Genomic DNA, 26,697 nt, shown 5'->3' on the forward strand with positions numbered 1-26,697 from the left:
CTAACAGATTGTTAAATTTGGCAATAATTCACACGCCAATACATTCTTACTGAGCCAAGTGCATAGGCATGTAAGATTATGATCAATGAAGTTTGCCCCAAAGAGCATCTGTGTAATAACAATGAATATTTCCGAGTTAGGGTAAATTAGCTAAGATTTAGCTGCAGATTACTTTTGCTGCCAATATTATTGACTTAATACTGTGATCGACTGCGATGTAACGGCCAGAAAATAGTCGAAGTATTGACTTAACTATATAGTCAACTACAATAAACACAAACGTAATGATAGGTATTAGCGAATGGGCCGTAAAAGCGATGGCAGAGAACGCCTGCTACAGGCAATATCCGATCTGATGTGGGAGAGCAGTTATGGCACTCTCACGATTGATGTTATTTGTGAGCGCGCCGGCGTGAAGAAGGGCAGTTTCTACTATTTTTTCACCTCTAAGTCCGACCTTGCCGCCGAGTCGATCCGCGAGGGATGGGAGGCAAAGAAACCGAAAATGAATACCTTATTTTCGGCGACTCGACCGCCTTTAGAGCGACTGAAAGCTTATTTTGACGATATACGACAAACACAGTTTGAGGCGCTCGAGAAACACGGTCGTGTCCTTGGTTGTCCCAATTTTAGTGTGGGTGCTGAGATCAGCGGTACCGCGCCTGAACTGGATAAGAAGTTACAGCATACGTTTAGCGATTTGCTCAAATACATTGAATCTGCCATTCGTGATGCCCAGTCTGAGGGGACGATTAACGTCGCCGATCCAGCGATGAGCGCCCGTTGCGTACTCGGTTTTTTTGAAGGGGTGTTGACCCATGCCCAAGTCCGCAATGATCCGACTTTATTAGATGATATTTGGCCAGGAACCCTGCAAATGCTGGGTATTGCGCCGGATGCCGCTTAGAGTGTGATTATTTTTTCGGTTACTAGTTGACCATCTGGCTACTTTTATTGAAACAAGGTTTCAAAGCATTATCATCTAGGAACTGCAGCTGATTATTTGTCAATTTGGGTTTATTGTCTTTGTTCGCGGGGCGGGCAGCTTCGACGCTAATCGTTAACCGAGACACTAGTATATTTGCCTTGTTCTTGGCCGATCTATTGCTGTTATCACGCCAGTGCTATTTGGTTGATACCGATAACATACACAGTTAGGGTTTACGAAAAGCGCCAGTATGAGTTAGCAAACCTATGGTCAAGCAGCGCAAACTTTTTTAATAACAACAAGACTATTGGCAGGCAGTGATAATGAGTAGGACGTGAAAGCTAATTGGGTCTTGATAAAGCTGAATTTCAACGGCAAGCGTTGTGAACTCGACGTGATAGATCGCCCCCTATACTCTGAGCCAGGCCTTTTACTCTGAACCCTAGTATTTACTCTGAGCCTGGTCTTTACTCTGGACCCTAGCCTTTTATTCCAATCCTTAGCATTTACTCTGAGCCTGGTTTTTACTCTGGACCCTGGCCTTTTATTCTAATCCCTAGTCTTTACTCTGAACCCTAGCCTTTTATTCTAATCCCTAGTCTTTACTCTGAACCCTGGCCTTTTATTCTAATCCCTAGCAGTGTGTGGATTTTATCGGTGCCAAATTGGAAAGTCTATTACTAGTATGTTAGTATAGCTAAACAGTCAACTATGATTAGTGTTATTTAACGTAAAGCACCAATAGCGCTTTCAATTCAGCGCTTTCGATAATCTAGAAGCTGCGGCAGAAGAGGGCGGCAAGTAAGATACTTATCCACTCTCGTGCACTCTACGTGATAAAAAATCGCTCACACCGCAGTCCAAGACTTAATATCAGGTCTAACATATTCAAGTTGAATTTATACAAACGATTGACCTAGTTTTATAGTTGACTATCTAGTAAAGTATTAGCAAGAGAATAACGTGAAAATAGGAAGCAAGTGAATACCAGCAGCGTGTTGTATGCCATCCAAGTCATTGCCATCGAGCGGAACTATGGTTACGGACGTTCTGCCGATGACCTTAGTGAACGAGCCGTTATGTATGGTCGAGGCCACAAGCTTTAGCAGCAAACGTGCAGCAGCAAACGTGCCACTCATACCAAAGCGCTGTTTGCGCTTGGCCATTTATATTTTGACAGCGTGATGGACCTGACGGCCAAACCGCTTCCAATCGACAACACTCGACATCACTCGTCATCACCGCCTCGTTAGCAGGGCATGGCCGAAGAAGATGCAGTCGCTAATTAAAGCAACGCATCAGGTCTAGCCCCATATTTGAACGCTAGGCGCAAAAACATTGATGTACGCCTGCACAGACGTACACCTGTACATTGAAACAGAAGGAAATTTAGAGAATGAAAAATTTTGACTTTCACAACCCGACAAAAATTCTTTTTGGTAAAGGCCGCATTGCGGACCTGAACGATCATGTCCCAGCAGACGCAAAAGTGTTGATTATCTATGGCGGCGGCAGCGCGGAACGAACCGGCGTCCTAGGGCAAGTCCGTGCAGCACTTTGTGATCGCACATTCATTGAGTTTGGCGGTATAGAGCCGAACCCGCGTTATGCCACTACGCTTAATGCTGTCCAAGCGATCAAGGATAACGACATCACTTTCCTACTTGCCGTTGGCGGCGGGTCTGTTATCGATGCGACCAAATTTATTGCAATGGCGGCGTTGTATGAAGGCGACCCTTGGGAGATCCTTACTTCCGGCAGCTCGAAGGTGACGGCAGCGATGCCATTAGGATCTGTGCTGACGCTACCTGCGACAGGTTCAGAGATGAACAATGGCGGTGTGATCACCAACCCTGAGAAGATAGCGAAGCTTCCTTTTAGAAGCCCACATTGCTACCCCGTCTTTTCTGTGCTCGATCCTGAGCTTACTTATACGCTGCCTGCTCGTCAGATTGCCAACGGTGCGGCCGATGCCTTTGTACACATTGTCGAACAGTATCTTACTTACCCAAGTGCCTCACACGTTCAGGACGGTTTTGCCGAATCCCTACTGCGCACGCTGATCGATCTTGGCCCTAAATCGCTTGAGACACCTGAAGATTACGACATCCGCGCCAGTCTGATGTGGACAGCAACGCTGGCCCTGAACGGATTAATTGGTGCCGGTGTGCCGCAAGATTGGGCTACTCACATGATTGGACATGAGATCACTGCGCTCAATGATACCGACCACGCGCGCACCCTTGCGGTTGTGCTGCCGTCTCTGTTGAGCGATCAGCGCGGCCACAAATACGAAAAGTTGTTGCAATATGCCACTAATGTCTGGGGTATCAATGAGGGATCCGATGACCAGCGGATTGATGCTGCAATCGACGCAACGCGAGCGTTCTTCGAGAAACTCGGGATCAAGACTCGGTTGAGTGACTATGGCATTGCCGCAGCCGAAATCGAGCTTATCGTTACGGCCTTGCAGGAACATGGTATGACCGCCCTTGGCGAACACAATGACATCACCCCTAGCGATGTACGTCGTATTCTTGAGGCGTCACTTTAGAGGACAATGAAGTTGAAACAGACAAAGATAACGAATCGGCAATGGGGTTTGGCCGAACGTTTTAAGGGTGAACTCACTAAAGACACGTTGACCTTGATTGAGGCCGCGATCCCTGCGGCTGGCGACAATCAGATGTTACTGCGAACGGAATATCTTTCGCTCAACCCTTATATGCGAGATCGAATGAGTGATACGCCATCCCATGCCGTCCCAGTAGAGATCGGTGAGGTGATGGTAGGCGGCACGGTTGCGCAGGTCGTCAATTCAAATATCGATGGCTTTGCACCGGGCGACTACGTGCTCAGTTTCAATGGTTGGCAGGACTATGCCCTGTCGGATGGCACCGGGCTGACTAACCTCGGTAAATCTCCCTTGCATCCTTCTTGGACGCTGGGCATTTTGGGAATGGCAGGCTTTACGGCTTGGGCTGGCGAGACTATCGCCGTGACGGCTGCGATCGGTCCGGTCGGCGCCACTGCTGCCCAGATCGGCAAGCTGTTGGGTTGCCGTGTTGTTGGCACTGCGGACGGCGCTGAAAAATGCGCCTATGCGGTGGACGTGCTGGGCTTCACCGCCTGCATCGACCACAAGGCACCTGACTTTGCCGACCAGCTTGCCAAGGCTATCCCTGACGGCATCGATGTGTATTTCGATAATCTCGGTGGCAAGATCCTTGATGTGGTTACCCCACTGTTGAATCCAAATGCACAGATCCCGCCCAGCAAACTGGTGTCGCAATACAACGCCAGTAACATGCCTGCGGGACCGGAGCGGATGAACTGGCTGATCGGTCAGATGCTGCGCAAGAAGATCAAGGTGCACGGGTACATTATTTTTGACGATTTTGGTCATATCTATCCAGACTTCGCCAAGGAAATGAACGGTTGGGTTGAAAGCGGCAAAATAAAATACCGAGAAAGGATAATTGAGGGGCTGGAAAATGCCTCCCAGGCATTCATCGATCTTGTTAAAGGTGAAAACATCGGCAAGCGCGTGATCCACGTTGGCCAAACTTGAAAGGATAATACATGAAAATCTTGATGGTACTGACCTCGACCCAGAACCAGAACCAGAAAGGGTAGCAGGCACTAGCCTTTGCAATACAGGACAGGGGGCCGGTTTTGAAACATCTGTCCCCCCGTTAACACATACCCAAGAAAGGTAACTATTATGACTTATGAAACACGTAACCCCTACACGGGCGATCTTCTGGAAACATTCCCAGACGCAACCGACTCTGAGGTTAACCAAGCGATTGAAAAAGCGCACACTGCTTTTTTATCGTGGAAGGAAAGCGAGTTTGTTGAGCGCGCACGCGTGATGCACGCTGCGGCTAAAATATTACGCCGTGACGTTGATTATTTCGCCAATCTGCTCACTGTTGAGATGGGCAAACTTGTGCCCGAAGCTAAAGCCGAAGTTGCGCTGTCGGCGGATATCTTCGACTACTATGCAGAGAATGCACAGACGCTGTTGGCACCTCAAAAGCTGCCAGTGGCTGAAGGAGAAGCGGTAATTTACGCTGAACCGCTGGGCGTATTATTGGCGATAGAACCATGGAATTTCCCGTTCTATCAGGTGGTCCGCATTGCCGCACCACAAATGTCGGCAGGTAATACCCTGTTGCTCAAGCATGCGTCTAATGTTCCGCAGGCTGCTGCCGCGTTCGAAAAATTGATGCTGGACGCTGGTCTGCCTGAGGGTGTGTTTAAGAATCTTTATGCCACACGGTCGCAACTCGAAACCATTATCAATGATCCGCGCGTCCATGGCGTGGCATTGACTGGGTCGGAAGGCGCCGGTGCAGTCGTTGCCGCGCAGGCAGGCAAAGCGTTGAAGAAATCGACACTTGAACTTGGCGGTGCAGATGCATTCGTGGTTCTCGCCGATGCTGAGATGGAAAAAACCATTGACTGGGCGGTCTTAGGGCGGCACTGGAATGGTGGCCAGGTTTGTGTGTCCTCTAAGCGGATGATCATTGTTGATGACGTCTATGATACGTTTCTTGAAGGCTATATCGCCGGTGTTGCGAAACTCAAAGCGGGTGATCCGTTCGAACCAACCACCACCTTGGCGCCACTTTCTTCCAAGGCGGCCGCAGAAGAAATTAAGGACAAGATACGCCAGGCGGTTGCTTTTGGTGCTACGGCAACGGAAGTAGGGCCAATCGTTCCCAATTCAGGCAATTTCGTTCAGCCGACCATTCTGACTGATATTTCACAAGACAACCCTGCGCGCTATTGGGAATTCTTCGGTCCGGTCTCTATGTTGTTTCGTGCCAAGGATGAAGATGATGCAGTGCAGATTGCAAATGATTCACCGTTTGGTCTGGGCGGGTCTGTTTTTACCGCCAATCCAAAGCATGGCGCAGAAGTGGCTAAGCGTATAACCACGGGTATGGTGTTCGTCAATCACCCTACCATGGCCAAGGCGGACTTGCCCTTCGGTGGCGTTAAACGTTCAGGCTATGGCCGTGAACTTGTGGGTCTGGGCATCAAGGAGTTTGTTAACCATAAACTCATTGCCGTGGTTGATATAGACGCCCCGTTCTAGTCAATCGCTTCTAGGTTCTTGGCTGCTTGGCTGCTAGGGCTATACAATCAACAGCCTAGAACGCTGCGCTGCTAGGACGCTACGCGGCTAGATGCTATAAAATCTTAGCAGCGAAGCTGTTCTTAGCAGGACGTAGTCCGCCCTAGAAGCGAAGCGCACTATCCGCGTAGCGGCCTAGGATCTTAGCAGGACGAAGTCCGCTCTAGCAGCGTAGCGACACTAGCAGGACGTAGTCCGTCCTAGCATTTAGATGAGCGATGACAAGCCAAGAGCGCTGCATTATCGCTTGTTCTCTCTCAATATCGCTTGTCACCTCTGTCACCATCATAGGGTTTGAAAACACTATGTTTTTCAATGTCTAGCTTGTAAAAAACTCTTTTGTCGTTCACAGTTAATGTTCATGACTCTTAACAACTAATAAACATGACTAGACTATCAAGTTATAAAAATGCGTTTAAATTGGGTATTGGAGTATTTGCTTCTGGCTTAGTCATTAGTTTTGTTACAGCCCTAAGTGTTAATCATCAAAATAAAACCATCATTACTAGCTCTCTTGAAGCGGTGATTGAGCAAGTTGCCAATAATATTGTTGATCGTATCGTACTATATCAATATGGTTTACGAGGTGCTCGAGGGATTATTTATACGGTTGGTGAAGATAATATTTCACGTGAATTCTTTAAAAAATATAGCTTAACACGTGATTTTAAAAGTGAATTCCCCGGTGCTCGAGGGTTTGGTTATATCCGGAGAGTGCCTGCAGCCGATGAAGCGAATTTTGTTGCCAGAGCTAAAATTGATGATTGGCCAAAGTATAGTGTCCGTCAGCTTAGCCCTCATGATGATGAACGATATTTGATTGACTATATCGAACCCGTTGAGCGTAATCTTGCCGCCGTCGGTTTAGATATTGCCTCTGAGGAAAACCGTAAAAATGCCGCCCAACAAGCATATTTAACCGGGGAAGTACGCTTAACGGGGCCGATCACGTTAGTCCAGGCGACAGGTCATCCGTTGCAAGCTTTTTTAATTTTAATGCCCATTTACCGTACCGGTTTTACGCCACCGACCCCTGAGTTACGGGCGGCAGAAGCTTTTGGTTGGAGTTATGCACCATTAGTAGCTAATGAAGTTTTTGAGAAGATCAATTTATCCCGCCAGACGACCAAGTTATTGATTAATGATGTGACCGATACTCAAAACAGTGTCATGTTTTATGAAACCCATGTTGGTGATGCCAATCCGTTATCGTCTTTTTCTGCTGCATTAGATCGCGATATATTTGGGCGTAAATGGAGCATTTCATTAGTGGCTTATCCCGAATTTGTTAGTGGTTTACATTTAGCATCACCTAATATTGTTTTTAGTTATGGCTTAATTGTCAGTGTATTACTGGCTGGGTTGCTTAGTTTTTACGGCTATACTTTAGGGCGTAAGCAGCTAATTTTAAAGGATAATGAAAGGCGTGCTAATATTCTAGAACATTCGCTCGATGCGATTATAAGTTTCGATTGTGATGGTATCATCACCAGTTGGAATGATGGTGCGGTATCTATTTTTGGTTATGAAAAACATGAGGTGATTGGTTTCAAGAAAACCACGGTTATTGTACCTAAAGAGGGCTATGATGCAGAAGCTGAAGAGTTTAATCAGGTGCTTCACGGTAAATCATTGTTAAATTTTGTCTGCGAGCATAAACGAAAAGACAATGTATTACTGTCAACCTCGATGACGTCACTGGCTATTTATAATGAGTTCGGCAAAATCATCGGAGTCAGCCAGACTATTCGAGATATCACAGTACAACAGAATGCGGAAAAGCAAATTTTAAGCATTAATGCCAGTCTTGAGCGTAAAGTCACCGAACGGACTCACGCGTTACAACACGCTCTGTCAGAAAATAAAACCTTACTTGATAATATTAATCAGCAGCTACTTTATTCTGAGACGGATAAAAATGGCGTTATTTTGGCGGTAAATGATTATTTCTGCCAAACATCTGGATTTACTCGCGAACAAATGATTGGTCAGAAACATTCTATTGTAAAGTCGAATGAACATGATGATACGTTTTGGAAAAACATGTGGCAAACCATTAACGCTGGCCAGACTTGGCATGATGAAATTTGTAACCGCGATCGCCAGGGTAATGTTAAATGGCTTGATACGGTGATTGCGCCAGTTATGGATGAGAACGGTAATCTTGATCGCTGCATTGCTCTGAGGATTGATATTACTGAACGTAAAAATGCCCAGCTTGAAAAGAATAAACTCGCTTCTTTACTCACTAATGTGCTTGCAGCAGCAACAGAAATTGCCATTATTTCAACTAATAATGGCGGTATTATTAACATTTTCAATCGTGGTGCAGAGTTGTTGCTCGGGTATAATGCCAAAGAGGTTGTCGGTAAACAAAGCCCTGCGATATTACATCTTGCTGCTGAAGTTCAGCAACGCAGTATAGAGTTAAGCGAAGAGTTTGGTGAAGAGGTTAGCGCTTTTGATGTGTTTGTGTATAAACCAAGAACTCAAGGGCCTGAAACGCGGACTTGGACCTATATTCGTAAAGATTTGTCTCAGTGCCAAGTATCGTTGTCGGTTTCGGCTATGCGTGATCAAAGCGGAGAGATTATTGGCTATTTAGGCGTTGCAGTGAACATTGATACGATGCTTAAGCAACAAGAAGAGTTGGTGTCTGCCAGTAATCAACTGATTAAAGCGGCTGAGGTAGCAGAGTTGGGTATTTGGAATTTAGAGTTAGATACTAATATCTTGCAGTGGAATAATCGTATGTTTGCAATGTACGATTATCCATTATCACTTAAGGAAGAGGCGTTAAGTTACCAGCATTGGCAACAACGAATTCATCCTGATGATTTTGATATGGCTGAACTTGCTTTACAGCAAACCATTGACTCAAATAAACCTTATGAGCCGACATTTAGAATTATTACCCGTTCGAATCAAATTCGCTATATACAGGCGGGAGGCCAAATTAGTTACGACAAATCAGGTAAGCCGTTGCGCGTGATTGGGATTAACCGTGATATTACTGATCAACGTGAATTAGAGCAAACCTTGCGTTTAGCCAAGCAAGCCGCAGATGCGGCCAGTGCCGCAAAATCAGCTTTCTTAGCCAATATGAGCCATGAAATTCGTACCCCGATGAATGCCGTGTTAGGCATGCTACAGCTTATTCAACATTCTGATATGAGTCGCCAACAAGTTGATTATGTCACTAAAGCAGAGATTGCTGCGAAGTCATTATTGGGACTATTAAATGATATTTTAGACTTTTCCAAAATTAATGCCGGTAAGTTAGAACTTTATTTGCACTCGTTTCAACTCGAAACCTTAATGCGTGAATTAGCGGTGATATTGGCGACCAATGGACACAATAAAAATGTAGAAGTTATTTTTGATTTAGACCCTGCCATTCCGTACTTGATTGAAGGTGATGAGCTTCGTTTACGCCAAGTGCTGTTAAATCTTGCCGGTAATGCGATTAAATTTACGTCAGAAGGTCACGTGATTGTCAGTGTGCACTGCAATAAATTTGATGCAAACCAAGTGAATTTAATCATTTCTATCACAGACACTGGTATCGGAATTACTCCGGAACAAAGGGATAAGATTTTTCAAGGTTTTGTTCAAGCAGAATCATCAACCTCAAGACGATTTGGCGGTACGGGGTTGGGATTAGCGATTACTAAACGCCTAGTGGAGTTAATGGGCGGTAAATTAGCCCTAACGAGTCATATTGGCGAGGGAAGTCGATTTTGGTTTGATTTGACGTTTAATATTGTTGAAGTAAACAACCACGATTTTGATATCGATTTGCAGGGTAAGAATATTCTGCTTGTTGATGACAGTAAGATGAGTCGTAAAATTTTATCAAAAACCTTAATGGCCCATGGCGCTTATGTTAATGAAGCGCATAACAGTAAACAAGCTATCAATCTTATTGAGCAAAGCGTAAATGCCACTAACCATTATGATGTCATTATTATGGATTGGCGCATGCCAGATAAGAATGGCTTAGACACTGCCAATCATATTCACACGATGTTTGCTGCCGGTAAAGCTCCTGCCATTATTATGTTGACGGCTTATGGCGCTGAGGTGATAGAACAAACCAAGCTATATCATCAACAGCCGTTTGTGAGTTTGTTGGTTAAGCCAGTAACGGCCAATTTAATGCTTGAGACGGTTTACCAAGCCATTAATGGTGTAGACCGACCTATACAATCTAAAAAAATAACCCATGTGGCATTAAAAGGTGTCAGGGTATTAGTGGTTGAAGATAACCAGCTTAACCGTCAAGTTATTGATGAATTATTGCGACTACAAGGTGCGATTGTGACATTGGCTAAAGGCGGTATTGAGGGCGTAGAGTGGGTTACTAAGTCGAATAATCAATTTGATATTGTGATCATGGACATGCAGATGCCCGATATGGATGGGCTAGAGGCTACTCGTCTTATTCGTGCTGATGGCCGATTTAATGATTTATCTATTTTAGCTATGACGGCCAACGCATCTCTTGCCGATAAAGTATTATGCCTTGAGGCGGGTATGAATGATCATATTGGTAAGCCGATAGATATGACGAGTTTATTACCTTGTATGCTTAACCTGTTGAACCAAGAAAACAACGCTTACTATCATCTGCCGGTCAATAATCTGCATATTAGGTCACCTGAAGTGTTTAACGAGGGCGACGATGATCTGATTATAGAAAATCCCGACTCTATTTTACGTCGTTTTGGTGGTGAGCGTGGGTTTGTTATTGATGTGAAACATCTTTTTGCATCAGAAATGTCAGATCAATTACGGTCGCTTACTCAAGCGTTTGCACAACATGATGACAATCTTATCGGTAGTATTGCCCATACTATTAAAGGTACCTCGAGCAATATTGGTGCTAAGCGACTGGCCGCTTTTGCCGCTTCGCTGGAGCAAAATATAAACAATGCCGTTAATGTTGATTCAGTTGATTATCTGAGCCAAATGCACGACCTGATTAATGATAGTTTGCAGATGTTAGATACTTTATTTCCAGACGAAAGTGCGGTATTAAGGCCCTGCACCCTAGCTGATAAAGCAGTATTGCCGATACAATCTATCGGATCGGATAAAGTCGATCGATTAATGGAATTATTGCTTGAGCAAAATTTAGATGCCATTGAGTACCTTGAGCGCCTGTTAAACAAAGTGGTGCCAGATAAGCTGTGGTTAAGATTAAAAAACCAAGTGAGCCAACTAGAGTTTCTGGATGCTATCGATACATTAAAATCGATAATTAAGGAGTAATGCGTGTTCATAGATGAGTATATTTCTGGGGTAGAGCCCGTTAGAGGTAAAATACTGTTAGTTGATGATCAGGTTGTCAATATCAAAATATTGCATCAACTCTTGCAAGCTGATTATGACATTTATATGGCTCGCGATGGTCACCAAGCCATTGATATGTGCAATAAAGTTAAACCAGACATTGTGTTGTTAGATATTGAAATGCCGATGATCAATGGATTTGATGTGTGTGCGCATTTAAAAAAAGATCCCGAGACTAAAGATGTTGCGGTTATTTTTGTGACAGCTCATTTTGATGAAGATAAAGAGGCTAGGGGATTTCAATTAGGGGCGGTTGATTTTATTCATAAACCGATTAATCCTGTTATTACTAAAGCGCGGATTAAAAATCAAATTCTATTGAAATTAAATACTGATTTATTGCGTTCTATTGCCTTGTTAGATGGATTAACCGGTGTTGCTAATCGACTTAAGTTTGAGCAAGTACTGTCGGTAAGCTGGTTACAATGTGCGCGTGAGAAACAGCCCTTAAGTATTATTTTATTGGATATCGATTTTTTTAAGCACTTTAATGATACCTATGGCCACACCGAAGGCGATGCTTGCTTACGCGCTGTTGCACAGAAGATACAAGACACTGTCAATCGGCCTTATGACTTGGTCGCGCGTTTTGGTGGCGAAGAGTTTATCTGTGTGTTACCGAATACCGATTTAACTGGGGGGACCTATGTCGCTCAGCAAATTGTTGACAGTATTGTGTCACTTAACATTGTTCATGCTAATTCCGATGTATCAGGTTTTGTGACTATTAGTGCTGGGGTTTCTACCATGGTGCCAATGTATGATATGCCGAATAAAACCTTGATTGAAGCCGCTGATAAACAATTGTACTTAGCAAAAGAGCGTGGCAGAAATAGAGTGTTAGGTTGTCAAATAGAAGAGACTCTAGATGACAAGCCAAGAGCCTAGAACGCTATGGGGCTAGAGGCTATTAAATCTTAGCAAGAGCCTAGAGCGCTGGGCTGCTAGGACGCTACGCGGCTAGAGGCTATAAAATCAACAGCCTAGTCGCGCAGCGACTCAATCTTAGCAGCGAAGCTGTTCTTAGCAGGACGAAGTCCGTTCTAGCAGCGAAGCGTTCCTAGCAGGACGCAGTCCGCCCTAGAATAGGGTGTTAAAATTTATGGCGATAACCAAATGTATAAGCGATGTCAGCACTGTTATCCATGTTTAAAAAGTTCTCAACCATGGTGATCTCGAGTGCGCTACGATTGAAATAATAACGATAACCCAGTAAGGCTTCATTAGACGCTTCGGAGAAGTTTTCATCCCAGCTCACCATCCCATCATAGCGATGGTATTCAGCTAACCAGCCATGACGGCCTGTACGGTATTCATAACCCAGTCCCAGCATTAAGTAATGTGATTCATAGGCGTTTTGCGAGAGTGGGTATTTATTGTGCTGGAAACTTACACCTAGGGTTGAATTAACATGGTGATTGCCATTATGGAAGCCGTAATTAATTTGTACGCTTTGCTGAAAACTTTCATCGGCAAATGGGCCCGAATCGACATATTTGTAGTACAAGGTACCCCCAACGGAAATACCATGATGCTCATTTTGTAATAATTGATAACCTAAATATGCACTAAGAGCATTATTGAGGGTTTCGCCACTAAAATTATCAATATCGATAGCGTATTTTTCAGATCGGATTTGATTTTGGTGTTTAGCTTGCTGGTTACGACCATTTTGATCAAAACCAGCAGCATCGTGGAACCACATCGTTAATGAGTCTAGATGATTATCACCGCTAAACTGCCAAGTGTAATTGGCATCAAACAGTAAATCGTCTGTGATTTGCCATTTAAGGCCGCTGCGAATCGCATTTTGATAGTAGTCTGCTAATAGTTCGTCTGATTCTGACCAGATGCTGGCTGCATTAGCTGTGATGTACCATTCTTTTTGCCCTTGAGGCAACGAAAAGCCAGAGCGCAAAAGTGGACTGAGATTGATAGACTGCATTGGTGATTGTGCATATACCTGTAAAGGTCCGTAATCATCAAAACTCACCACTTGAGCATATGCAGGAAAGATAGACGAAATACTCAGTACAGATATCAATTTAAGGTGGGTCTTCATGGCTATTTCTCGTGTTAACGCTTCAGTTAATATCTGAATTTGGCTTAAAATCAGTATTTTATTAATTGAAAAGGTGAATTTTATTACTCATTTAAGCCCTTTCTTAGGTTGCTAACTGGTGAAGTTGTACCCATATATAATGGTATAAACCAGAATTTGAATGTCCAAACTGGAAACTGTGAATCTGACTTACCCATTGGTACTGGGTTAACCTCTTTAAACCATTAACCTATTTAACCTCAGGCTATTTTGGCAGCACCTTTTAAGCTTGAGCGACAATTTTTTGATGAAGAGTATTCCATTGTTCAGGGAATTTCCCCTCCAGCATGTATACAAATGCAATCAGCTCTGCGATCAATAAATACAGCTCTTTAGGCACTTCGTCACCTAATTCTAACAGTTGTAAAAACTCACTTAAGTGTGGATCTTGATGGATATGGATCCCCGCGTCTTTGGCGATTAATATCATCTCTTCGGCAACTAAATCCTTACCTGTAGCAGTAATTTTAGGAGCACTTTTACCATCAAAACTGAGTGCAACAGCTTGCTGGATTTTTTTGGGGTCATCTTTCATCATATTCTCTATTAGGCTCTAGTTTTGACTAAATAGTGATCGCCAGGTAATAAGGTTGCTGGAATTTGGGCCAACTGAGTAGTGAGTTTACCGGGGGTAAAACCTATTTGAGTGATTTTATCTGATAATGCTTGGTTAAAGCTTTCTACTTTCGCCAGTAGCATTTGGTTATTGCCTTTAAATTGAATATCCAGCACTTCAGCTTGTTTATGCGCACAAATCAATAATGACCCTTGAGCTAAGTTAAATTTGAGTTGCAGTTTCCATCCTGCTTTTTTATCTTTGTCTGGATCATTTTCTTGTTCAAACTTACCTTCAAATTGCTCATCGCGTTGGTTAATTGAGTAGGGCAGGGCAAAGTACCATGTCATGGGCTGATTGGGATCGGTGCTTGCCTGTTGGTAAAGTGCAATACTACTTGCTAATTGTGCCATTGAGTCTGCGCCACCTAGCTTGTCTAATGCCGCTAATAATCCTGAATTAGCGCTGAGTTTACTCAAGGTCCGTTGTTGCAATTGCGCAAAGTGGGCCTGAAGTTTTTCGCTGATCCCCGCCCCTGTTGATTTTGATTTCACCCCTAATAGTAATTGGAATAGGGTTGTGATGGCACTACCAGAAAAGAGTGGTGAGGGGTGTGAGCTCCCTGAATGACTCAGCGAGGTGTGGGCGAGGTTTAGCGCCGCTAAACTGTGCAGTTCACTGCTGAGTAATGCCGGATCGCTTAATGCACTTAATGGGTGAGGGCTTATTTGAGGTAAGTGTTTAAACAGTTCGCTGGCGAGATTATGAGGAATTTGTTGAGCTAGCTGCTGTTTTATTGGCATCGCACCTGCTTTTGATAAGGCTTTATTCAATACTTCTATTGGTGCTGGATCGCTACTTAACGTGTTGGGTAGCTCATTTTTCGCGCTATTTAGGATGGCGGGTGCGGTGCTAGATTTGGTTGTGTGCTGTTGCGCTAATAATGTTATCGGTAGCGTGACATGTTGTGCCGTGTTGGAAGTGGTGTTGGCTAGATTAGCTTGCTGTACCGTATTGGCGGTAGTGGTGTTGGGTAGATTAGCCTGCGGTGCCATGTTGCTAGTGTTTTTGGTTAGACTCGCTTGCTGTGCCGATAGTGTGGATTGGGTTTGTTGCTGTGTTACCGATGCCGCGGTTAATCCATAGGGAACTTTTTGTTGGCTATCATTTCCTTTAATCGCATTATCAATTTTTGGCAATGGTGTAGATTCTAGTTTTTTTAGAAACTGGCTGAGGATTTGTGCCGGTTCATTTTTAGTGATGATGATGTTTGTCGCTTGAGGCGACATGGCTGCTTGCGGCGTTGTTGTGAGTTTAGTTAAATTTACGCTTACTTCTGCAATGACGGGTGTTAGAGCAAGTTGTAGTTGCTGCTGTTGCACCACGACTTTGGCTAAATATTGGCCAGGATGTAGGGCGGTATTTGGTGATAGTTTGATGCTTGTGCCACCGGCAAACGTTAGTTGATTTTGGTCTTGGTCTATTACGGCTGTAGGCAGTGGATAACCTTGAGGCCTTGTTGCTAACGTTGTAAGCTGTTGTGTTGAAACACCATTTTGTTTTGCTAGTTCCTCAAGCGCTTGTGGTAAGGCAAGCTGAATGGGTTGTGCTAAAAGCACTAATTGAGTCGCGACCGTTTGGGCTGGCGATGTGATGGTTGACCCCGCTGAAGCCGTCAGAGGTGTTGACGCAGGAACTGGGTTATTGATGACTTCGACTTTGCCCTGGGGCTGATTTACGCTGGACGCGGCGCGTGCCAAAAGTTTAGCTTGATCGCTTGCAATCACGACTTGGGCTGTTTGTTGTAATAATTTTTGCAGTTCAGCGGTTTTGTTTAGTTGATATTGTTGATTTTCAATGGTGATGCTGACTTGTGCGCTTGCTGGTGGTTGCAAAACCTTGACCGCGAGTAATACTGGGGCTAAATCTGATTTTGTGGAAGATGACGTTGATAAAACGGATTTTTCATTTGACGTTTGCACCGGCAAAGAAGCGCTATCAGTTTGAGTTTGTTTACGATCTGACAGCGGTTTCTGACTTGCATCAGCAGGTTTAAATGTGACGGTATTAACCGCTTTTTTGGGAAGCGTTGTTGGCACTGTCATATAAATCCTATCAAACGAATATGTTTATCTATCGAAATCAACCAAGATGTCAGTGAAGAATATCAACTTCATTTACAATTTTTTGATTGATATTGTCAAAAGGCGCACTATCCTTAGCCCCCTGTTACCATTATTGGGGCAACTCATATGGTTTGATTACCATGATAATGAACGATTGCTGGCAACAGATACGTATAAGCAAGGACTGACTGTTAAATATTGTAAGATATCAGCCTAACACTTGCTTGCTAAATTATATCGACTTGAACAAAAATTGCTTTAATAAAAAGACAGAAATGGCAGTTTGTTGAGTGAGACCTTTTGTTATTTTAAAGAGAGTTATATGAAGTATAAATGGATATTACTTCAGGTGATCGTTGCTGTTAGCATGCCTGTGTATGCCGAAGCCGAAGCACCTCAAGTTGACACATCAACACTCGCTGCGGTTGAGTTCAAATACAATGATCCTCTCGATCCATTTGAAGGGATTAACCGCACAATGTGGGATTTTAACTATCTGCTTTTAGACAGATATATTATCCGCCCAGTCGCTCATAGTTATAAAGATTATGTTCCAAGCCCAGTAAGAACAGGGGTCAATAATTTTGTTTATAACTTAGAAGAGCCTAGCTCTCTAGTGAATAATACCCTCCAAGGTAAGTGGAAGTGGGCAGCTAATGCTGGCGGGCGTTTTACGGTTAATACCACCATAGGCTTACTGGGTTTAGTGGATGTTGCTGACATGATGGGGATGCATCGCAAACAAGACGATTTCAACGAAGTGTTAGGTTATTATGGTACGCCAAATGGTCCTTATTTTATGGCGCCATTTTATGGCCCAATCGTGACAAGAGAAATCGCCTCTGATTGGGTGGATGGTCTATACTTTCCTTTATCGGAATTAACGATGTGGCAGTCAGTACTAAAATGGGGCTTAAAAGGTTTGGATGCCCGCTCTAAAGCCATTGATCAAGAAAGATTATTAGACAATGCTCTTGATCCTTATGCTTTTGTAAAAAATGCTTATTTACAGCATATGGATTACAAAGTTTTTGATGGTGATGTTCCATCAAGTCAAGCAGATGATGAGTTACTTGATGAGTATTTAGATGAACTTGAATAGTCGAGGCATACAGGCTCCTCGACAGTTATGTCTGCGGGGTGTTGTATGTCTGTGAGGTTGTTGTATGGCACTAACTGATGTCAAGATCCTCTTTGTTGAAGATGACCCGATATTTCGCCATGTCGTTGCTGATTTTTTGCAGCAGCAAGGTGCTCGGGTTCAACAAGCATGTGATGGAAATGAAGGCATAACCCTTTTTTCCCATGCTATCTTTGATATTGTTATTGCTGACTTAAGCATGCCAGGCCTTGATGGTTTGTCTATGCTTAAGCAAATGCAAGTTATTAATCCTGCTATACCCGCTATTGTTATTTCTGGTAATGATGTGATGTCTGATGTTGTAGATGCATTGCGCCTTGGTGCCAGTGACTATCTGACTAAACCTATTGCTGACTTATTCATTATTGAACAAGCAATCGTTCAAGCGATGCATTCAGCCGCTACGCCGATGAATGCATCAGGGCAATCGCATTTACAAGAAATGAATGAATTATCTTACCAAGAGCTCACTGATAATTTATACCTCCTTGAGCAAAATTCCCATGCTGCCAAAAGTGTTCAGCAGCAATTATTTCCTGCGTCGCATATTTATTATCCTAAAGCGGATATTAATTACAGTCTGTTTAAAAATAATGATGTTAGTGCTTACTTTATCGATTCGACTATGGTGGGCGATCATCACTTAGTGATGTATATGGCGCATTTTTCTCCTGAGGATAATAGTGCTGCTTTTGGCTGTGTATTATTGCGCAGCTTTATTAATCAAAAACTTAAGCTGTTTAGAAATGGGTTAAGTAATACCTTAATCGAGCCCAATAGTATGCTGTCTTATCTTAATGATCGTATGGTGAAATCTGGGTTGCATATTAGTACGGATATTATTTATGTGTGCATCGATTTGACTCGCTATTTATTATCAATAGGACAATCAGGTAAAGGATTAAGGTGTTATTTACGCAATGGTAATAACCTAATGCCTTTGGCATTGCCCGAATCCGAACCTCTTGGTAGTGCGCTTTGGAGTAAGCCGAGTATGCAAATTCGTACCTTATTACGGGATGAACAAATTTGTATCGGTACCAATTATTATGAGCATAAACAAAAACTGCTTGAGAACCATTATACGGGCCTAGTTTATCAATCAGATATCAAGGCGGGTGGCTTTATTCAGTTGGCTTGTAAGTAATGTGGGATATACCCAAGCCACTTCGTCACTGCTAAGAACAGCTTCGCTGCTAAGATCCTAGGCCGCTACGCTGTTAAGATCCTAGGCCGCTTCGCGGATAGTGCGCTTCGCTTCTAGGGCGGACTACGTCCTGCTAAGGACAGCTTCGCTGCTAAGATTTTATAGCCTCTAGCAGCGTAGCGTTCTAGGCTGTTGCTATTGATTTTATAGCCTCTAGCCGCGAAGCGTCCTAGCAGCGCAGCGCTCTAGGCTGTTGCTATTGATTGTATAGCCTCTAGCCGCGTAGCGTCCTAGCAGCGTAGCGCTCTAGGCTCTTGCTAAGATTTTATAGCCTCTAGCAGCGCCCTAGTTTATCAATAAAAAATCCCCTCACAAGTGAACTTGGAGGGGGTTTTTAGTGGGAATAGCTGTTACATCAAAACGGATTAACGTCTAATGGCTTCGTGGTCAGCCGTGACGCCAATTTCTTCTTCTAAAGCTTGTTCTTCAGTTTCATTTTTTGTTTCTGCACCATGCATCCAATCAACAAGTTTGTTTGACATGAAATATAAAATGACTGCAGATATTACCGCTGTAATACCGATCCCAGCAAAAATTGCCATCGCGTTTGCTAGCTGGTCTTCCACTTCGCCGCCATGGCCGATTAATGAACCAATAACACCACCAAGTTTATTTGCCGCTGCAATAAAGAGGAACCAAGTACCCATCATTAATGATGCGATACGCAGTGGAGCAAGTTTAGTCACCATAGACAAACCAATGGGTGATAAGCATAATTCACCCATGGTATGGAAGAAGTAAGCCCCTACTAACCACCACATGCTTGATTTAGCTGAAGCATCGCCGCCCATTTCTAACACCGCGCCAATCATGAATAAGAAACCGACGCCGAGTAAAACCAAACCTAAAGCAAATTTAACTGGAGAGTTAGGTTCATTTTTACCAAGACGGATCCAAATAGCGGCTATCACTGGAGCAAAAATAACAATGAACATCGCATTAAGTGATTGGAACCAAGTGGTCGGTACTTCCCAAGAGCCAATCATACGATCGGTGAAATCGTTAGTGAATAGGTTCATTAAGCCGCCAGCTTGCTCGAAGCCAGCCCAAAATATGATGGTAAATAAGCCCATTACCATAATAACTTTAATGCGGTCACGTTCAATTTTTGTTAACGGTTCTTTGCGGACTTCACCTTTAGCTTCATTCTTGAGTTTTTCAGCTTTAGCTGCGGGAACCGTGCCAATGTCACCCAAGAGTTTTTGGGCGAAAAGGTATTGGATTATTAGTGCTAAAATCATACCGATACCGGCGCAAATAAAGCCTGCTTGGAAGTTACCATCGTAAGCGGCTACTACAAACCCGACAATAATACCCGACAAGAATGCACCTACGTTGATGCCCATATAGAAGATGGTGAATGCACCATCGCGGCGATGATCGCCTGGAGCGTATAGATCACCCACCATAGTTGAAATGTTTGGCTTAAATAGGCCGTTACCTAAAATAAGTACTCCTAAACCTAGATAAAACATTTCAATATCCATTCCTGGCACCCACGCATGAGGTGTACCCAAAATGAATTGGCCTGCAGCCATTAAGAAGCCACCAATGTAAATGGCTTTTCGTTGGCCTAAATAGGCATCCGCTAACCAGCCACCGATAAGCGGCGTAAGAAATACTAAGCCGGTGAATGTTCCGTACAGCGAAATAGCATCAGCTTGTGACCAGCCGAGGCCATGACCACCATCAGTTTGTACTCTATCAACAAGATAAAGTACCAAAATGGCGCGCATAGCGTAGTAACTAAAACGTTCCCATAGTTCTGTTGTAAAGAGTAAGAACAACCCTTTAGGGTGTCCAAACAGTGTACCTTGAGGTTTTGCGTCACTCATTAAGTCTTCCACCTTAAGCTTGCGATTGCCTGTGAGGAAATATCGTCACAGAAATAATTGTTGTGAGAGTTGTCTATGATTGCTAAATCAGTTAAAGCCCGAAATAACGGGCATTTAAACAAGATGATGCAATACTGAGCAACTTTATTGTCTATTTTTTATAATAAATAATGTCTGTTTGATGTCAAATGCTAACCAAACATCAAAAAGCTAACCTTGTATACCCTTTCCAAGGCGATAAAGTCAATGTTAATGCGGGGAACAGAGAGGTTAAGCTTGTTATAAATTGTGTCAAAGCAATCAAGTAACCTAGAGGCGCGTTAATGGTTTGTGTTGTTTTTGTTGACTAGTAAGTTCGGGTTTAATAAGATTTATTGGCATCGAGCCGATATCAATATCATGCTTTAATAACACTCTACTGAAGCCATTTTTCGCAAGGTATTGATTATAAAGTGTTGTCTTTTAATTTATGCAATAAAGAGTTAAAATATGAATTATTAACAGATTTCGATGTCGTGTCGAAGAGGTGTTTATGGCTATCATTCGAACGGTGACATTGATCTTAATGGGATGTTTTATCTACACAGCCCAAGCTTGGGTTGATACCGATTTTGACGGTGTACCAGATAAAAAAGATGCTTGTAATGATACTCCAACTAACAGTGTTGTTATGGCAAATGGTTGTATTGATAGTGAGTTTTTGATTGTTGATGAAGATGCCGAAGATGATGGTGAGTTTGATGAAGCAGAATTAGGCGCAACAATAACCAATAATGCGGCACTTATTGCTGAGCAATGTCGTCAACAGCGAGACGTTTCTGTAGCAGTAGATTGTTTTGGGTCTATACTCCAACCTGTGTATTTTGATTTCGACAAATCAGCGGTGTTGTTAACTCAGCGACCAACATTGGTTAGGGTACAGCAATACATTGAGCAACACCCAGAAGTGCTCATTCGTTTAGATGGTCATACTGATAATGTTGGCAGTGATGTGGTTAACGAGGCCTTGTCTTTAAAACGTGCTGCTACGATTAAAGACTTGCTGGTCAATGAGTACCAATTTCAACCCACGTCGATTGAGATTATTGGGCGGAGTAACTACAAGCCGGTAGCCGATAACGCCACGATAGAAGGTCGTCAGCGTAATCGGCGGGTAGAGTTTATTATTTTGGCAGAGTGATTTTACTATTTTAAAGGAACTGAAAATGGAAGACATAGCAGGTTTGGACAGTTTAATTCAACAAGCACCAGAATTTCTTATGACCTATGGTCTTAAGGCTCTCGCTGCCATTGTTATTTTTCTTATCGGTAAATATTTTTCCGGTGTCGCAAAACGGTTAACCACAAAATTACTTAACAATCGCAAAGTCGACACTACAGTGGTTTCATTTGTGGCCAACTTAGCGTGGACCTTGGTATTTGTATTTACTATTGTCGCTACACTTGGCCAAGTTGGGGTGCAAACGGCGTCATTGGTTGCGGTTATCGGTGCTGCAGGTTTAGCGGTTGGTTTAGCATTACAAGGTTCGCTTTCTAACTTTGCGTCAGGCGTGTTAATGGTGCTTTTCCGTCCATGTCGCGTGGGTGACTATATCGAAGCGGCTGGTACTGCGGGTACTGTTGATGAGATTACTATTTTTTCAACCCGTTTACGTACCGCTGACAACAAAATGATTATTGCACCTAACTCAGCCATCATGAACAGCACTATCACCAACTATTCTGCTCTAGAAAAGCGTCGTATCGATTTAACGATAGGCGTATCTTATACTGCTAATATCGCGAACACCAAGAAAGTAATAGCGGATATTCTAGATAACAATCAGTTTGTATTAACAGATCCTGGTTACTTTATCGGTCTCGCTGAGCTGGCTGATAGTTCAATTAACTTTGTCGTGCGCCCGTGGGTTAACACACCAGACTATTGGACTGCACGTTTTCAATTACTTGAGCAAATCAAGAATGCCTTAGATGCAGCAGACATTGAAATTCCATTCCCACAAATGGATTTACATGTGAAAGAAGTTCCAGCAAAATAATATTGCAGGCAAGTTAATATTTTAAGAAACCAGCAAATGCTGGTTTTTTTATACAAGGAGTTTTCCATGAAGCTATTTTCAACCTTTGCAGCGATTACATTATTATCCTCATCTGTTATAAGTACACACAGTTTTGCAGGCGAAAAAACCATGATTACCATGGGGGGAAATCCCGTTGCTTTAGAAGGTAAAATGCCGAGCATCAATATGGCAGCGCCATCATTTACTGTGGTAGATGAAAAGTTTAATCCAGTTAGTTTGAGTGACTTTAAAGGTAAAACAGTGCTGATTAGCGCAGTACCTAGCTTAGATACTGGGGTGTGTGCATTACAAACCAAGCGGTTTAATAAAGAGTTTACTAAATATAATGCTGATGTGGTGATGTTAACCATTAGCGAGGATTTGCCATTTGCGCAGAAACGGTTTTGCCAAACCGAAAATGTTGATAAAATTAAAGTCTTATCAGATTCTGTCTGGCGTGACTTTGGTGAAAAGTACGGTTTGTTGATCAAAGATCGTGGTTTGCTAGCGCGCTCTATTTTTATTATTGATGCCCAAGGGATGCTGAAGTATCAAGAGTTAGTGAGTGAAGTCAGTGATCATCCTAACTATGATGCTGCTTTAGCGGCATTAACCGAAATATCATCAGCGGCGAAGTAGTGGCGTCGTTTCAGCGAATATTGAGTAATGAGGATAAAGATGCAGCATGATTGATTTTCGAAGTGATACGGTTACCCAACCGACAGAAGCCATGCGTTTAGCCATGTCTAGAGCAGAGGTCGGTGATGATGTTTATGGTGATGACCCTACCGTCAATAGCTTACAAGATATGGCTGCAGAGATGTTTGGTTTTGATGGGGCCTTGTTTGTGAGTTCTGGCACCCAAGCTAATTTACTGGCGTTAATGTCCCATTGTGAGCGCGGCGATGAGTACCTTTGTGGCCAACAAGCCCATAACTATAAGTTTGAAGGTGGCGGGGCGGCAGTATTAGGCAGTATTCAACCTCAACCATTGAACAACCAAGCCAATGGCAGCATTTTACTGAGTGATATTGAAGCTGCGATTAAGCCTGATGATGTGCATTTTGCTCGAACTCGGTTATTGAGTTTAGAAAATACGATTGGCGGTAAGGTATTAAGCCAAGATTATTTAGCCCAAGCACAAAGCCTTGCGTTTAATCGTGGTCTTAAAATCCATTTAGACGGTGCTCGGGTTGCTAATGCTGCGGTTGCACAGGGCATTGCCATTGCCGATATTACCCAATACTTTGATTCAGTATCAATTTGTTTATCAAAAGGCCTGTGCGCGCCGATAGGTTCGATTCTGTTAGGCGATGAGCGGCTAATTGGTAAAGCTACACGTTGGCGTAAAATGCTCGGTGGTGGAATGCGCCAAGCAGGTATTATCGCTGCGGCAGCTAAGTTAGCGATAACTGAGCAGGTCGACCGCTTGGCCGACGACCACCACAATGCTAACACTTTGGCTTTATTATTGGCCGAAATGACTGAATTTACTGTCGATGTTAGCTCAGTGCAGACCAATATGGTATTCGCCACATTAGCAGAACATATTGACCCTAAAGTGTTTGCGGCTACATTGGCAGACAAAGGCATTATTATTAGCCCTAGTCGTCAATTACGTTTAGTGACTCATAAAGATATTACCGCCAACGACATCAGTTTTTTTGTGAATACGGTTAAGCAGGTTATTGGTTAATCATCGAAAGTAAATCAATTTATCAAAGGCCGCACTGAGTGTGGCCTTTACTTTTTTGGTGCAAAGGTGCATTTGTTTTGGGCGTTCAAGTGGTGTTTTTATTGGATATTTATTTTATCTACATGATTATTAAAGGCTAATATACTTGGCTTGATCATTGCTAATAATTTAGAGGTATATACCTACCGCCGCAAAATTAATGAGTCAGATAATGAGGTCACCATGAAATATTTCTCACGTCATATCGTTATGCCTGTTCATCTCAATAGTGGTCAGAGTTTATGTTGTGGTCAACTATTAAGCTGGTTAAACGAAGAAGCCACTATTTTTGCCAGTTGCCAAATGCGCAGTAAATTTCCCATTACCAAAGTGATATCTGAAATTAACTTTATGGCGTCGGCACAAACCGGTGACATCATTGAGTTTGGATTTGAGTTGGTGAGCCTAGGGCAAAGTTCTGTGACGGTTCGTTGTAAAATACGTAATAAAGTGAATCATGCGCCGATTGCCTTTATCGATAAGATAGTGTTTGTTAACGTGAATGAAAAGGGCTTACCCATTCCGCATGGTGCGCGTGCTAATGCCGCTTAATTGCGTTGACTGTTGCTATGATAGGCGAGAGAGAATGGTGACTGGGACTGTTAAGTTGAACCAGCAAAAAAGCATAAAAATAAGGAGCTATAATAGCTCCTTAATGTTAACGGGAAATACACTCGCTATATTATTCGATTTTTGATATACGTTGTTGATAATCATCGATTAAATGCTCCATAATTTCATTAGGAGAGGCATTTTGGCAGCAGTCGTCTAAAATGATTTTAAAGGTGACAAGGGCATGACCATCGTGCTTAAGGCGGCTACTTTGCATAGCAAAATAAGCTTCTTCATTATCGGCTTTTCTAACAACAAAATCTTTTAGTTCGAATGATTTAGTGCCGGAGATATTGTGCCATTTAGTGATACGGTCTAGTGCAATTTCACAAGATTGGTTTACTTCGATATGGTTGAGCCATGTTGCAGGTTGTTCGTTTTCTTTATAATGCGGGCATCGAACGGTGTAATTATATATATGAGTAATTGCTGTCATTGCTTACCTACCTATTCGCTATCTAAGTGTTTTCATCATAGACCTTATTTTTTATATTGGTCAATCCTTATTTCAAGAACTTAGATCTAAGCATCACTTTTTACTAAATTAAAAATAAGCTGTTGTCATTGTTGGTTTTTTACATTAAACGCTAGGCAAAAAAAACCCGCAATTAAATACGGGCTTTAGGCTTTTTTATCAAAGATATCATAACGCGTTAGTGAAAATTTGGCAGATTTCTGCGTGTGTTGCCTGTTTAGGGTTGGTAAAACCACAAGCATCCTTGAGTGCGTTGTCTGCTAAGGTTGGAATATCTTCTGCTTTTACGCCTAATTGGGTTAAATTTTCTGGAATGTTAACGACTTTAGCTAGTTGCTTAATCGCGTCTATTGCCGCTTTAGCGCCTTGCTCGTCTGACATTGCCGTTGTGTCGACACCCATTGCCTTAGCTACGTCAGCTAGGCGTGCTGGCACCACTTGGGCATTATAGCTTTGTACGTGGGGAAGCAATAATGCATTACATACACCGTGTGGTAAATCATAGAAACCACCAAGTTGATGCGCCATTGCGTGTACATAGCCAAGACTCGCGTTATTAAAAGCCATACCCGCGAGAAATTGCGCATAAGCCATGTTTTCTCTTGCTTGGATGTCATCTCCCTGGTGAACGGCATTAATTAAATTGGCTTGGATAAGCTCGATTGCTTTGATTGCGCAAGCATCGGTGATGGGATTTGCGGCAATAGAGACATAGGCTTCAATTGCATGAGTCAGTGCATCCATTCCTGTCGCAGCGGTGAGTGATGCAGGCTTTTCAAGCATGAGTTCAGGATCGTTTACGGAAAGGATAGGCGTGGTATTTTTATCGACAATGGCCATTTTAATGTGCCTTGCTTCATCGGTAATAATACAAAAACGGGTCATTTCACTTGCTGTGCCCGCGGTGGTGTTAATCGCGACTAACGGCATTTGTGCTTTAGTTGATACATCCACACCTTCATAATCTTTAATATTGCCGCCGTTGGTGGCGACGAGTGCGATCCCTTTGGCGCAATCATGCGGTGAACCGCCACCCAATGAAATAATTACATCACACTGATTACTTTCTAATAGATCAAGACCTGCTGCAACATTACCTGTTGTTGGGTTAGGTTGTACGCCATCAAAAATAACCACTTCAATGCCGTTGGCATTGAGTTTATCGGCAACTTTTTTAACTAGACCTATTTTTACCAATGGTTTGTCGGTGACAATTAATGCTTTAGTAAAGCCAAATGCATTAATGTCTTTAATTGCTTCATCTACGCTGCCTTGACCAAGAATGTTGACGCTTGGAATAAAGAATTTAGTCGCCATGTTGATTATCCTCTATATGAAATTGAATTTTCTCTGTGGTAAACGTACCTATATTCCGATAGCGATTATGTGACGTGGAGCCAGTTAGCATTCAATGAATAAC

20 protein-coding genes and 1 pseudogene are annotated in these 26,697 nt (G+C 43.0%); 15 read left to right on the forward strand and 6 right to left on the reverse strand.

Annotated elements, in window-relative coordinates; all coding sequences use genetic code 11:
- Nucleotides 1–301: 301 nt before the first annotated feature.
- The 8 genes and pseudogenes from AAEZ00_RS17350 to AAEZ00_RS17385 all read left to right on the forward strand — a co-directional run.
- Nucleotides 302–457 (forward strand): annotated as a pseudogene (locus AAEZ00_RS17350) (TetR/AcrR family transcriptional regulator); the annotation flags it as partial.
- 48 nt (nt 458–505) lie between these two features.
- Nucleotides 506–907, forward strand: coding sequence for a TetR family transcriptional regulator C-terminal domain-containing protein (locus AAEZ00_RS17355; protein WP_233768686.1), 402 nt, complete (start codon nt 506–508; stop codon nt 905–907).
- Nucleotides 908–1,908: 1,001 nt separating this feature from the next.
- Nucleotides 1,909–2,034, forward strand: coding sequence for a hypothetical protein (locus AAEZ00_RS17360; RefSeq protein ID WP_351089245.1), 126 nt, complete (start codon nt 1,909–1,911; stop codon nt 2,032–2,034).
- Nucleotides 2,035–2,324: 290 nt separating this feature from the next.
- The gene (locus tag AAEZ00_RS17365) at nt 2,325–3,482 is read left to right on the forward strand and encodes an iron-containing alcohol dehydrogenase (RefSeq protein WP_124013977.1); all 1,158 of its coding nucleotides are present in this window, start codon (nt 2,325–2,327) and stop codon (nt 3,480–3,482) included.
- A gap of 12 nt (nt 3,483–3,494) precedes the next feature.
- Nucleotides 3,495–4,499, forward strand: coding sequence for an NADPH-dependent curcumin/dihydrocurcumin reductase (gene curA, locus AAEZ00_RS17370; protein WP_351089247.1), 1,005 nt, complete (start codon nt 3,495–3,497; stop codon nt 4,497–4,499).
- A gap of 153 nt (nt 4,500–4,652) precedes the next feature.
- Nucleotides 4,653–6,035 (forward strand): NAD-dependent succinate-semialdehyde dehydrogenase, encoded by a 1,383-nt coding sequence (locus AAEZ00_RS17375; protein WP_351076488.1) that lies wholly within the window; start codon nt 4,653–4,655, stop codon nt 6,033–6,035.
- Between the two features lie 423 nt (nt 6,036–6,458).
- Nucleotides 6,459–11,348 (forward strand): PAS domain S-box protein, encoded by a 4,890-nt coding sequence (locus AAEZ00_RS17380; protein ID WP_351089249.1) that lies wholly within the window; start codon nt 6,459–6,461, stop codon nt 11,346–11,348.
- A gap of 3 nt (nt 11,349–11,351) precedes the next feature.
- The gene (locus AAEZ00_RS17385) at nt 11,352–12,317 is read left to right on the forward strand and encodes a diguanylate cyclase (RefSeq protein WP_351076484.1); all 966 of its coding nucleotides are present in this window, start codon (nt 11,352–11,354) and stop codon (nt 12,315–12,317) included.
- Nucleotides 12,318–12,522: 205 nt separating this feature from the next.
- Here AAEZ00_RS17385 and AAEZ00_RS17390 read toward each other — a convergent pair whose 3' ends face one another.
- The 3 genes from AAEZ00_RS17390 to AAEZ00_RS17400 all read right to left on the reverse strand — a co-directional run bounded on the left by AAEZ00_RS17390 (nt 12,523) and on the right by AAEZ00_RS17400 (nt 16,191).
- Nucleotides 12,523–13,491: a DUF3187 family protein gene (locus AAEZ00_RS17390; RefSeq protein ID WP_351076481.1), complete on the reverse strand. Its 969-nt coding sequence runs from the start codon at nt 13,489–13,491 to the stop codon at nt 12,523–12,525.
- Nucleotides 13,492–13,753: 262 nt separating this feature from the next.
- Complete coding sequence (locus tag AAEZ00_RS17395) at nt 13,754–14,068, reverse strand: EscU/YscU/HrcU family type III secretion system export apparatus switch protein (RefSeq protein WP_435805878.1); 315 nt, start codon at nt 14,066–14,068, stop codon at nt 13,754–13,756.
- Between the two features lie 8 nt (nt 14,069–14,076).
- Nucleotides 14,077–16,191 carry a flagellar hook-length control protein FliK gene (locus AAEZ00_RS17400; protein ID WP_351076478.1) on the reverse strand — a complete coding sequence of 705 codons (2,115 nt, stop codon included), beginning with the start codon at nt 16,189–16,191 and terminating at the stop codon, nt 14,077–14,079.
- A gap of 343 nt (nt 16,192–16,534) precedes the next feature.
- On the opposite strand from AAEZ00_RS17400, the gene AAEZ00_RS17405 reads away from it, so the two are divergent.
- Together AAEZ00_RS17405 and AAEZ00_RS17410 are read left to right on the forward strand one after the other, a co-directional pair.
- Nucleotides 16,535–17,314: an MlaA family lipoprotein gene (locus tag AAEZ00_RS17405; protein WP_351076475.1), complete on the forward strand. Its 780-nt coding sequence runs from the start codon at nt 16,535–16,537 to the stop codon at nt 17,312–17,314.
- 64 nt (nt 17,315–17,378) lie between these two features.
- Nucleotides 17,379–18,500 (forward strand): response regulator, encoded by a 1,122-nt coding sequence (locus AAEZ00_RS17410; protein WP_351076472.1) that lies wholly within the window; start codon nt 17,379–17,381, stop codon nt 18,498–18,500.
- A gap of 425 nt (nt 18,501–18,925) precedes the next feature.
- Here the strand turns inward: AAEZ00_RS17410 and AAEZ00_RS17415 are convergent, their stop codons facing one another.
- Entirely contained in the window at nt 18,926–20,395 is a 1,470-nt protein-coding gene (locus tag AAEZ00_RS17415) for a peptide MFS transporter (protein ID WP_124013970.1), read from the reverse strand.
- A 532-nt stretch (nt 20,396–20,927) separates the two neighbouring features.
- On the opposite strand from AAEZ00_RS17415, the gene AAEZ00_RS17420 reads away from it, so the two are divergent.
- The 5 genes from AAEZ00_RS17420 to AAEZ00_RS17440 all read left to right on the forward strand — a co-directional run bounded on the left by AAEZ00_RS17420 (nt 20,928) and on the right by AAEZ00_RS17440 (nt 24,742).
- Nucleotides 20,928–21,575, forward strand: coding sequence for an OmpA family protein (locus AAEZ00_RS17420; protein WP_351089252.1), 648 nt, complete (start codon nt 20,928–20,930; stop codon nt 21,573–21,575).
- A 25-nt stretch (nt 21,576–21,600) separates the two neighbouring features.
- A complete protein-coding gene (locus tag AAEZ00_RS17425; protein WP_502959334.1) occupies nt 21,601–22,434 on the forward strand; it encodes a mechanosensitive ion channel family protein in 834 nt (277 codons plus the stop codon).
- A gap of 66 nt (nt 22,435–22,500) precedes the next feature.
- On the forward strand, nt 22,501–23,094 hold the full coding sequence (tpx, locus tag AAEZ00_RS17430) for a thiol peroxidase (RefSeq protein WP_351076459.1): 594 nt from the start codon (nt 22,501–22,503) through the stop codon (nt 23,092–23,094).
- Between the two features lie 46 nt (nt 23,095–23,140).
- Nucleotides 23,141–24,151: a low-specificity L-threonine aldolase gene (gene ltaE / locus AAEZ00_RS17435; protein WP_351089254.1), complete on the forward strand. Its 1,011-nt coding sequence runs from the start codon at nt 23,141–23,143 to the stop codon at nt 24,149–24,151.
- A gap of 222 nt (nt 24,152–24,373) precedes the next feature.
- On the forward strand, nt 24,374–24,742 hold the full coding sequence (locus AAEZ00_RS17440) for an acyl-CoA thioesterase (RefSeq protein WP_124013965.1): 369 nt from the start codon (nt 24,374–24,376) through the stop codon (nt 24,740–24,742).
- A 130-nt stretch (nt 24,743–24,872) separates the two neighbouring features.
- Here AAEZ00_RS17440 and AAEZ00_RS17445 read toward each other — a convergent pair whose 3' ends face one another.
- Nucleotides 24,873–25,238: a cytoplasmic protein gene (locus tag AAEZ00_RS17445; protein ID WP_124013964.1), complete on the reverse strand. Its 366-nt coding sequence runs from the start codon at nt 25,236–25,238 to the stop codon at nt 24,873–24,875.
- A 207-nt stretch (nt 25,239–25,445) separates the two neighbouring features.
- A complete protein-coding gene (yiaY, locus tag AAEZ00_RS17450) occupies nt 25,446–26,594 on the reverse strand; it encodes an L-threonine dehydrogenase (RefSeq protein ID WP_124013963.1) in 1,149 nt (382 codons plus the stop codon).
- Nucleotides 26,595–26,697: the final 103 nt, after the last annotated feature.

Origin of the sequence: Shewanella sp. S1-49-MNA-CIBAN-0167, from assembly GCF_040310145.1 — a bacterium.
In the GTDB taxonomy this organism is placed as follows: domain Bacteria; phylum Pseudomonadota; class Gammaproteobacteria; order Enterobacterales; family Shewanellaceae; genus Shewanella; species Shewanella psychromarinicola.

What these genes read in the sequence shown, in the direction of transcription:
- AAEZ00_RS17355 (WP_233768686.1), top strand. Translation starts at nt 506, where the DNA reads ATGAATACCTTATTTTCGGCGACTCGACCGCCTTTAGAGCGACTGAAA.
- AAEZ00_RS17365 (WP_124013977.1), top strand. Translation starts at nt 2,325, where the DNA reads ATGAAAAATTTTGACTTTCACAACCCGACAAAAATTCTTTTTGGTAAA.
- AAEZ00_RS17375 (WP_351076488.1), top strand. Translation starts at nt 4,653, where the DNA reads ATGACTTATGAAACACGTAACCCCTACACGGGCGATCTTCTGGAAACA.
- AAEZ00_RS17380 (WP_351089249.1), top strand. Translation starts at nt 6,459, where the DNA reads ATGACTAGACTATCAAGTTATAAAAATGCGTTTAAATTGGGTATTGGA.
- AAEZ00_RS17390 (WP_351076481.1), bottom strand. Translation starts at nt 13,491, where the DNA reads ATGAAGACCCACCTTAAATTGATATCTGTACTGAGTATTTCGTCTATC.
- AAEZ00_RS17395 (WP_435805878.1), bottom strand. Translation starts at nt 14,068, where the DNA reads ATGATGAAAGATGACCCCAAAAAAATCCAGCAAGCTGTTGCACTCAGT.
- AAEZ00_RS17400 (WP_351076478.1), bottom strand. Translation starts at nt 16,191, where the DNA reads ATGACAGTGCCAACAACGCTTCCCAAAAAAGCGGTTAATACCGTCACA.
- AAEZ00_RS17405 (WP_351076475.1), top strand. Translation starts at nt 16,535, where the DNA reads ATGAAGTATAAATGGATATTACTTCAGGTGATCGTTGCTGTTAGCATG.
- AAEZ00_RS17410 (WP_351076472.1), top strand. Translation starts at nt 17,379, where the DNA reads ATGGCACTAACTGATGTCAAGATCCTCTTTGTTGAAGATGACCCGATA.
- AAEZ00_RS17415 (WP_124013970.1), bottom strand. Translation starts at nt 20,395, where the DNA reads ATGAGTGACGCAAAACCTCAAGGTACACTGTTTGGACACCCTAAAGGG.
- AAEZ00_RS17420 (WP_351089252.1), top strand. Translation starts at nt 20,928, where the DNA reads ATGGCTATCATTCGAACGGTGACATTGATCTTAATGGGATGTTTTATC.
- AAEZ00_RS17425 (WP_502959334.1), top strand. Translation starts at nt 21,601, where the DNA reads ATGGAAGACATAGCAGGTTTGGACAGTTTAATTCAACAAGCACCAGAA.
- tpx (WP_351076459.1), top strand. Translation starts at nt 22,501, where the DNA reads ATGAAGCTATTTTCAACCTTTGCAGCGATTACATTATTATCCTCATCT.
- ltaE (WP_351089254.1), top strand. Translation starts at nt 23,141, where the DNA reads ATGATTGATTTTCGAAGTGATACGGTTACCCAACCGACAGAAGCCATG.
- AAEZ00_RS17440 (WP_124013965.1), top strand. Translation starts at nt 24,374, where the DNA reads ATGAAATATTTCTCACGTCATATCGTTATGCCTGTTCATCTCAATAGT.
- AAEZ00_RS17445 (WP_124013964.1), bottom strand. Translation starts at nt 25,238, where the DNA reads ATGACAGCAATTACTCATATATATAATTACACCGTTCGATGCCCGCAT.
- yiaY (WP_124013963.1), bottom strand. Translation starts at nt 26,594, where the DNA reads ATGGCGACTAAATTCTTTATTCCAAGCGTCAACATTCTTGGTCAAGGC.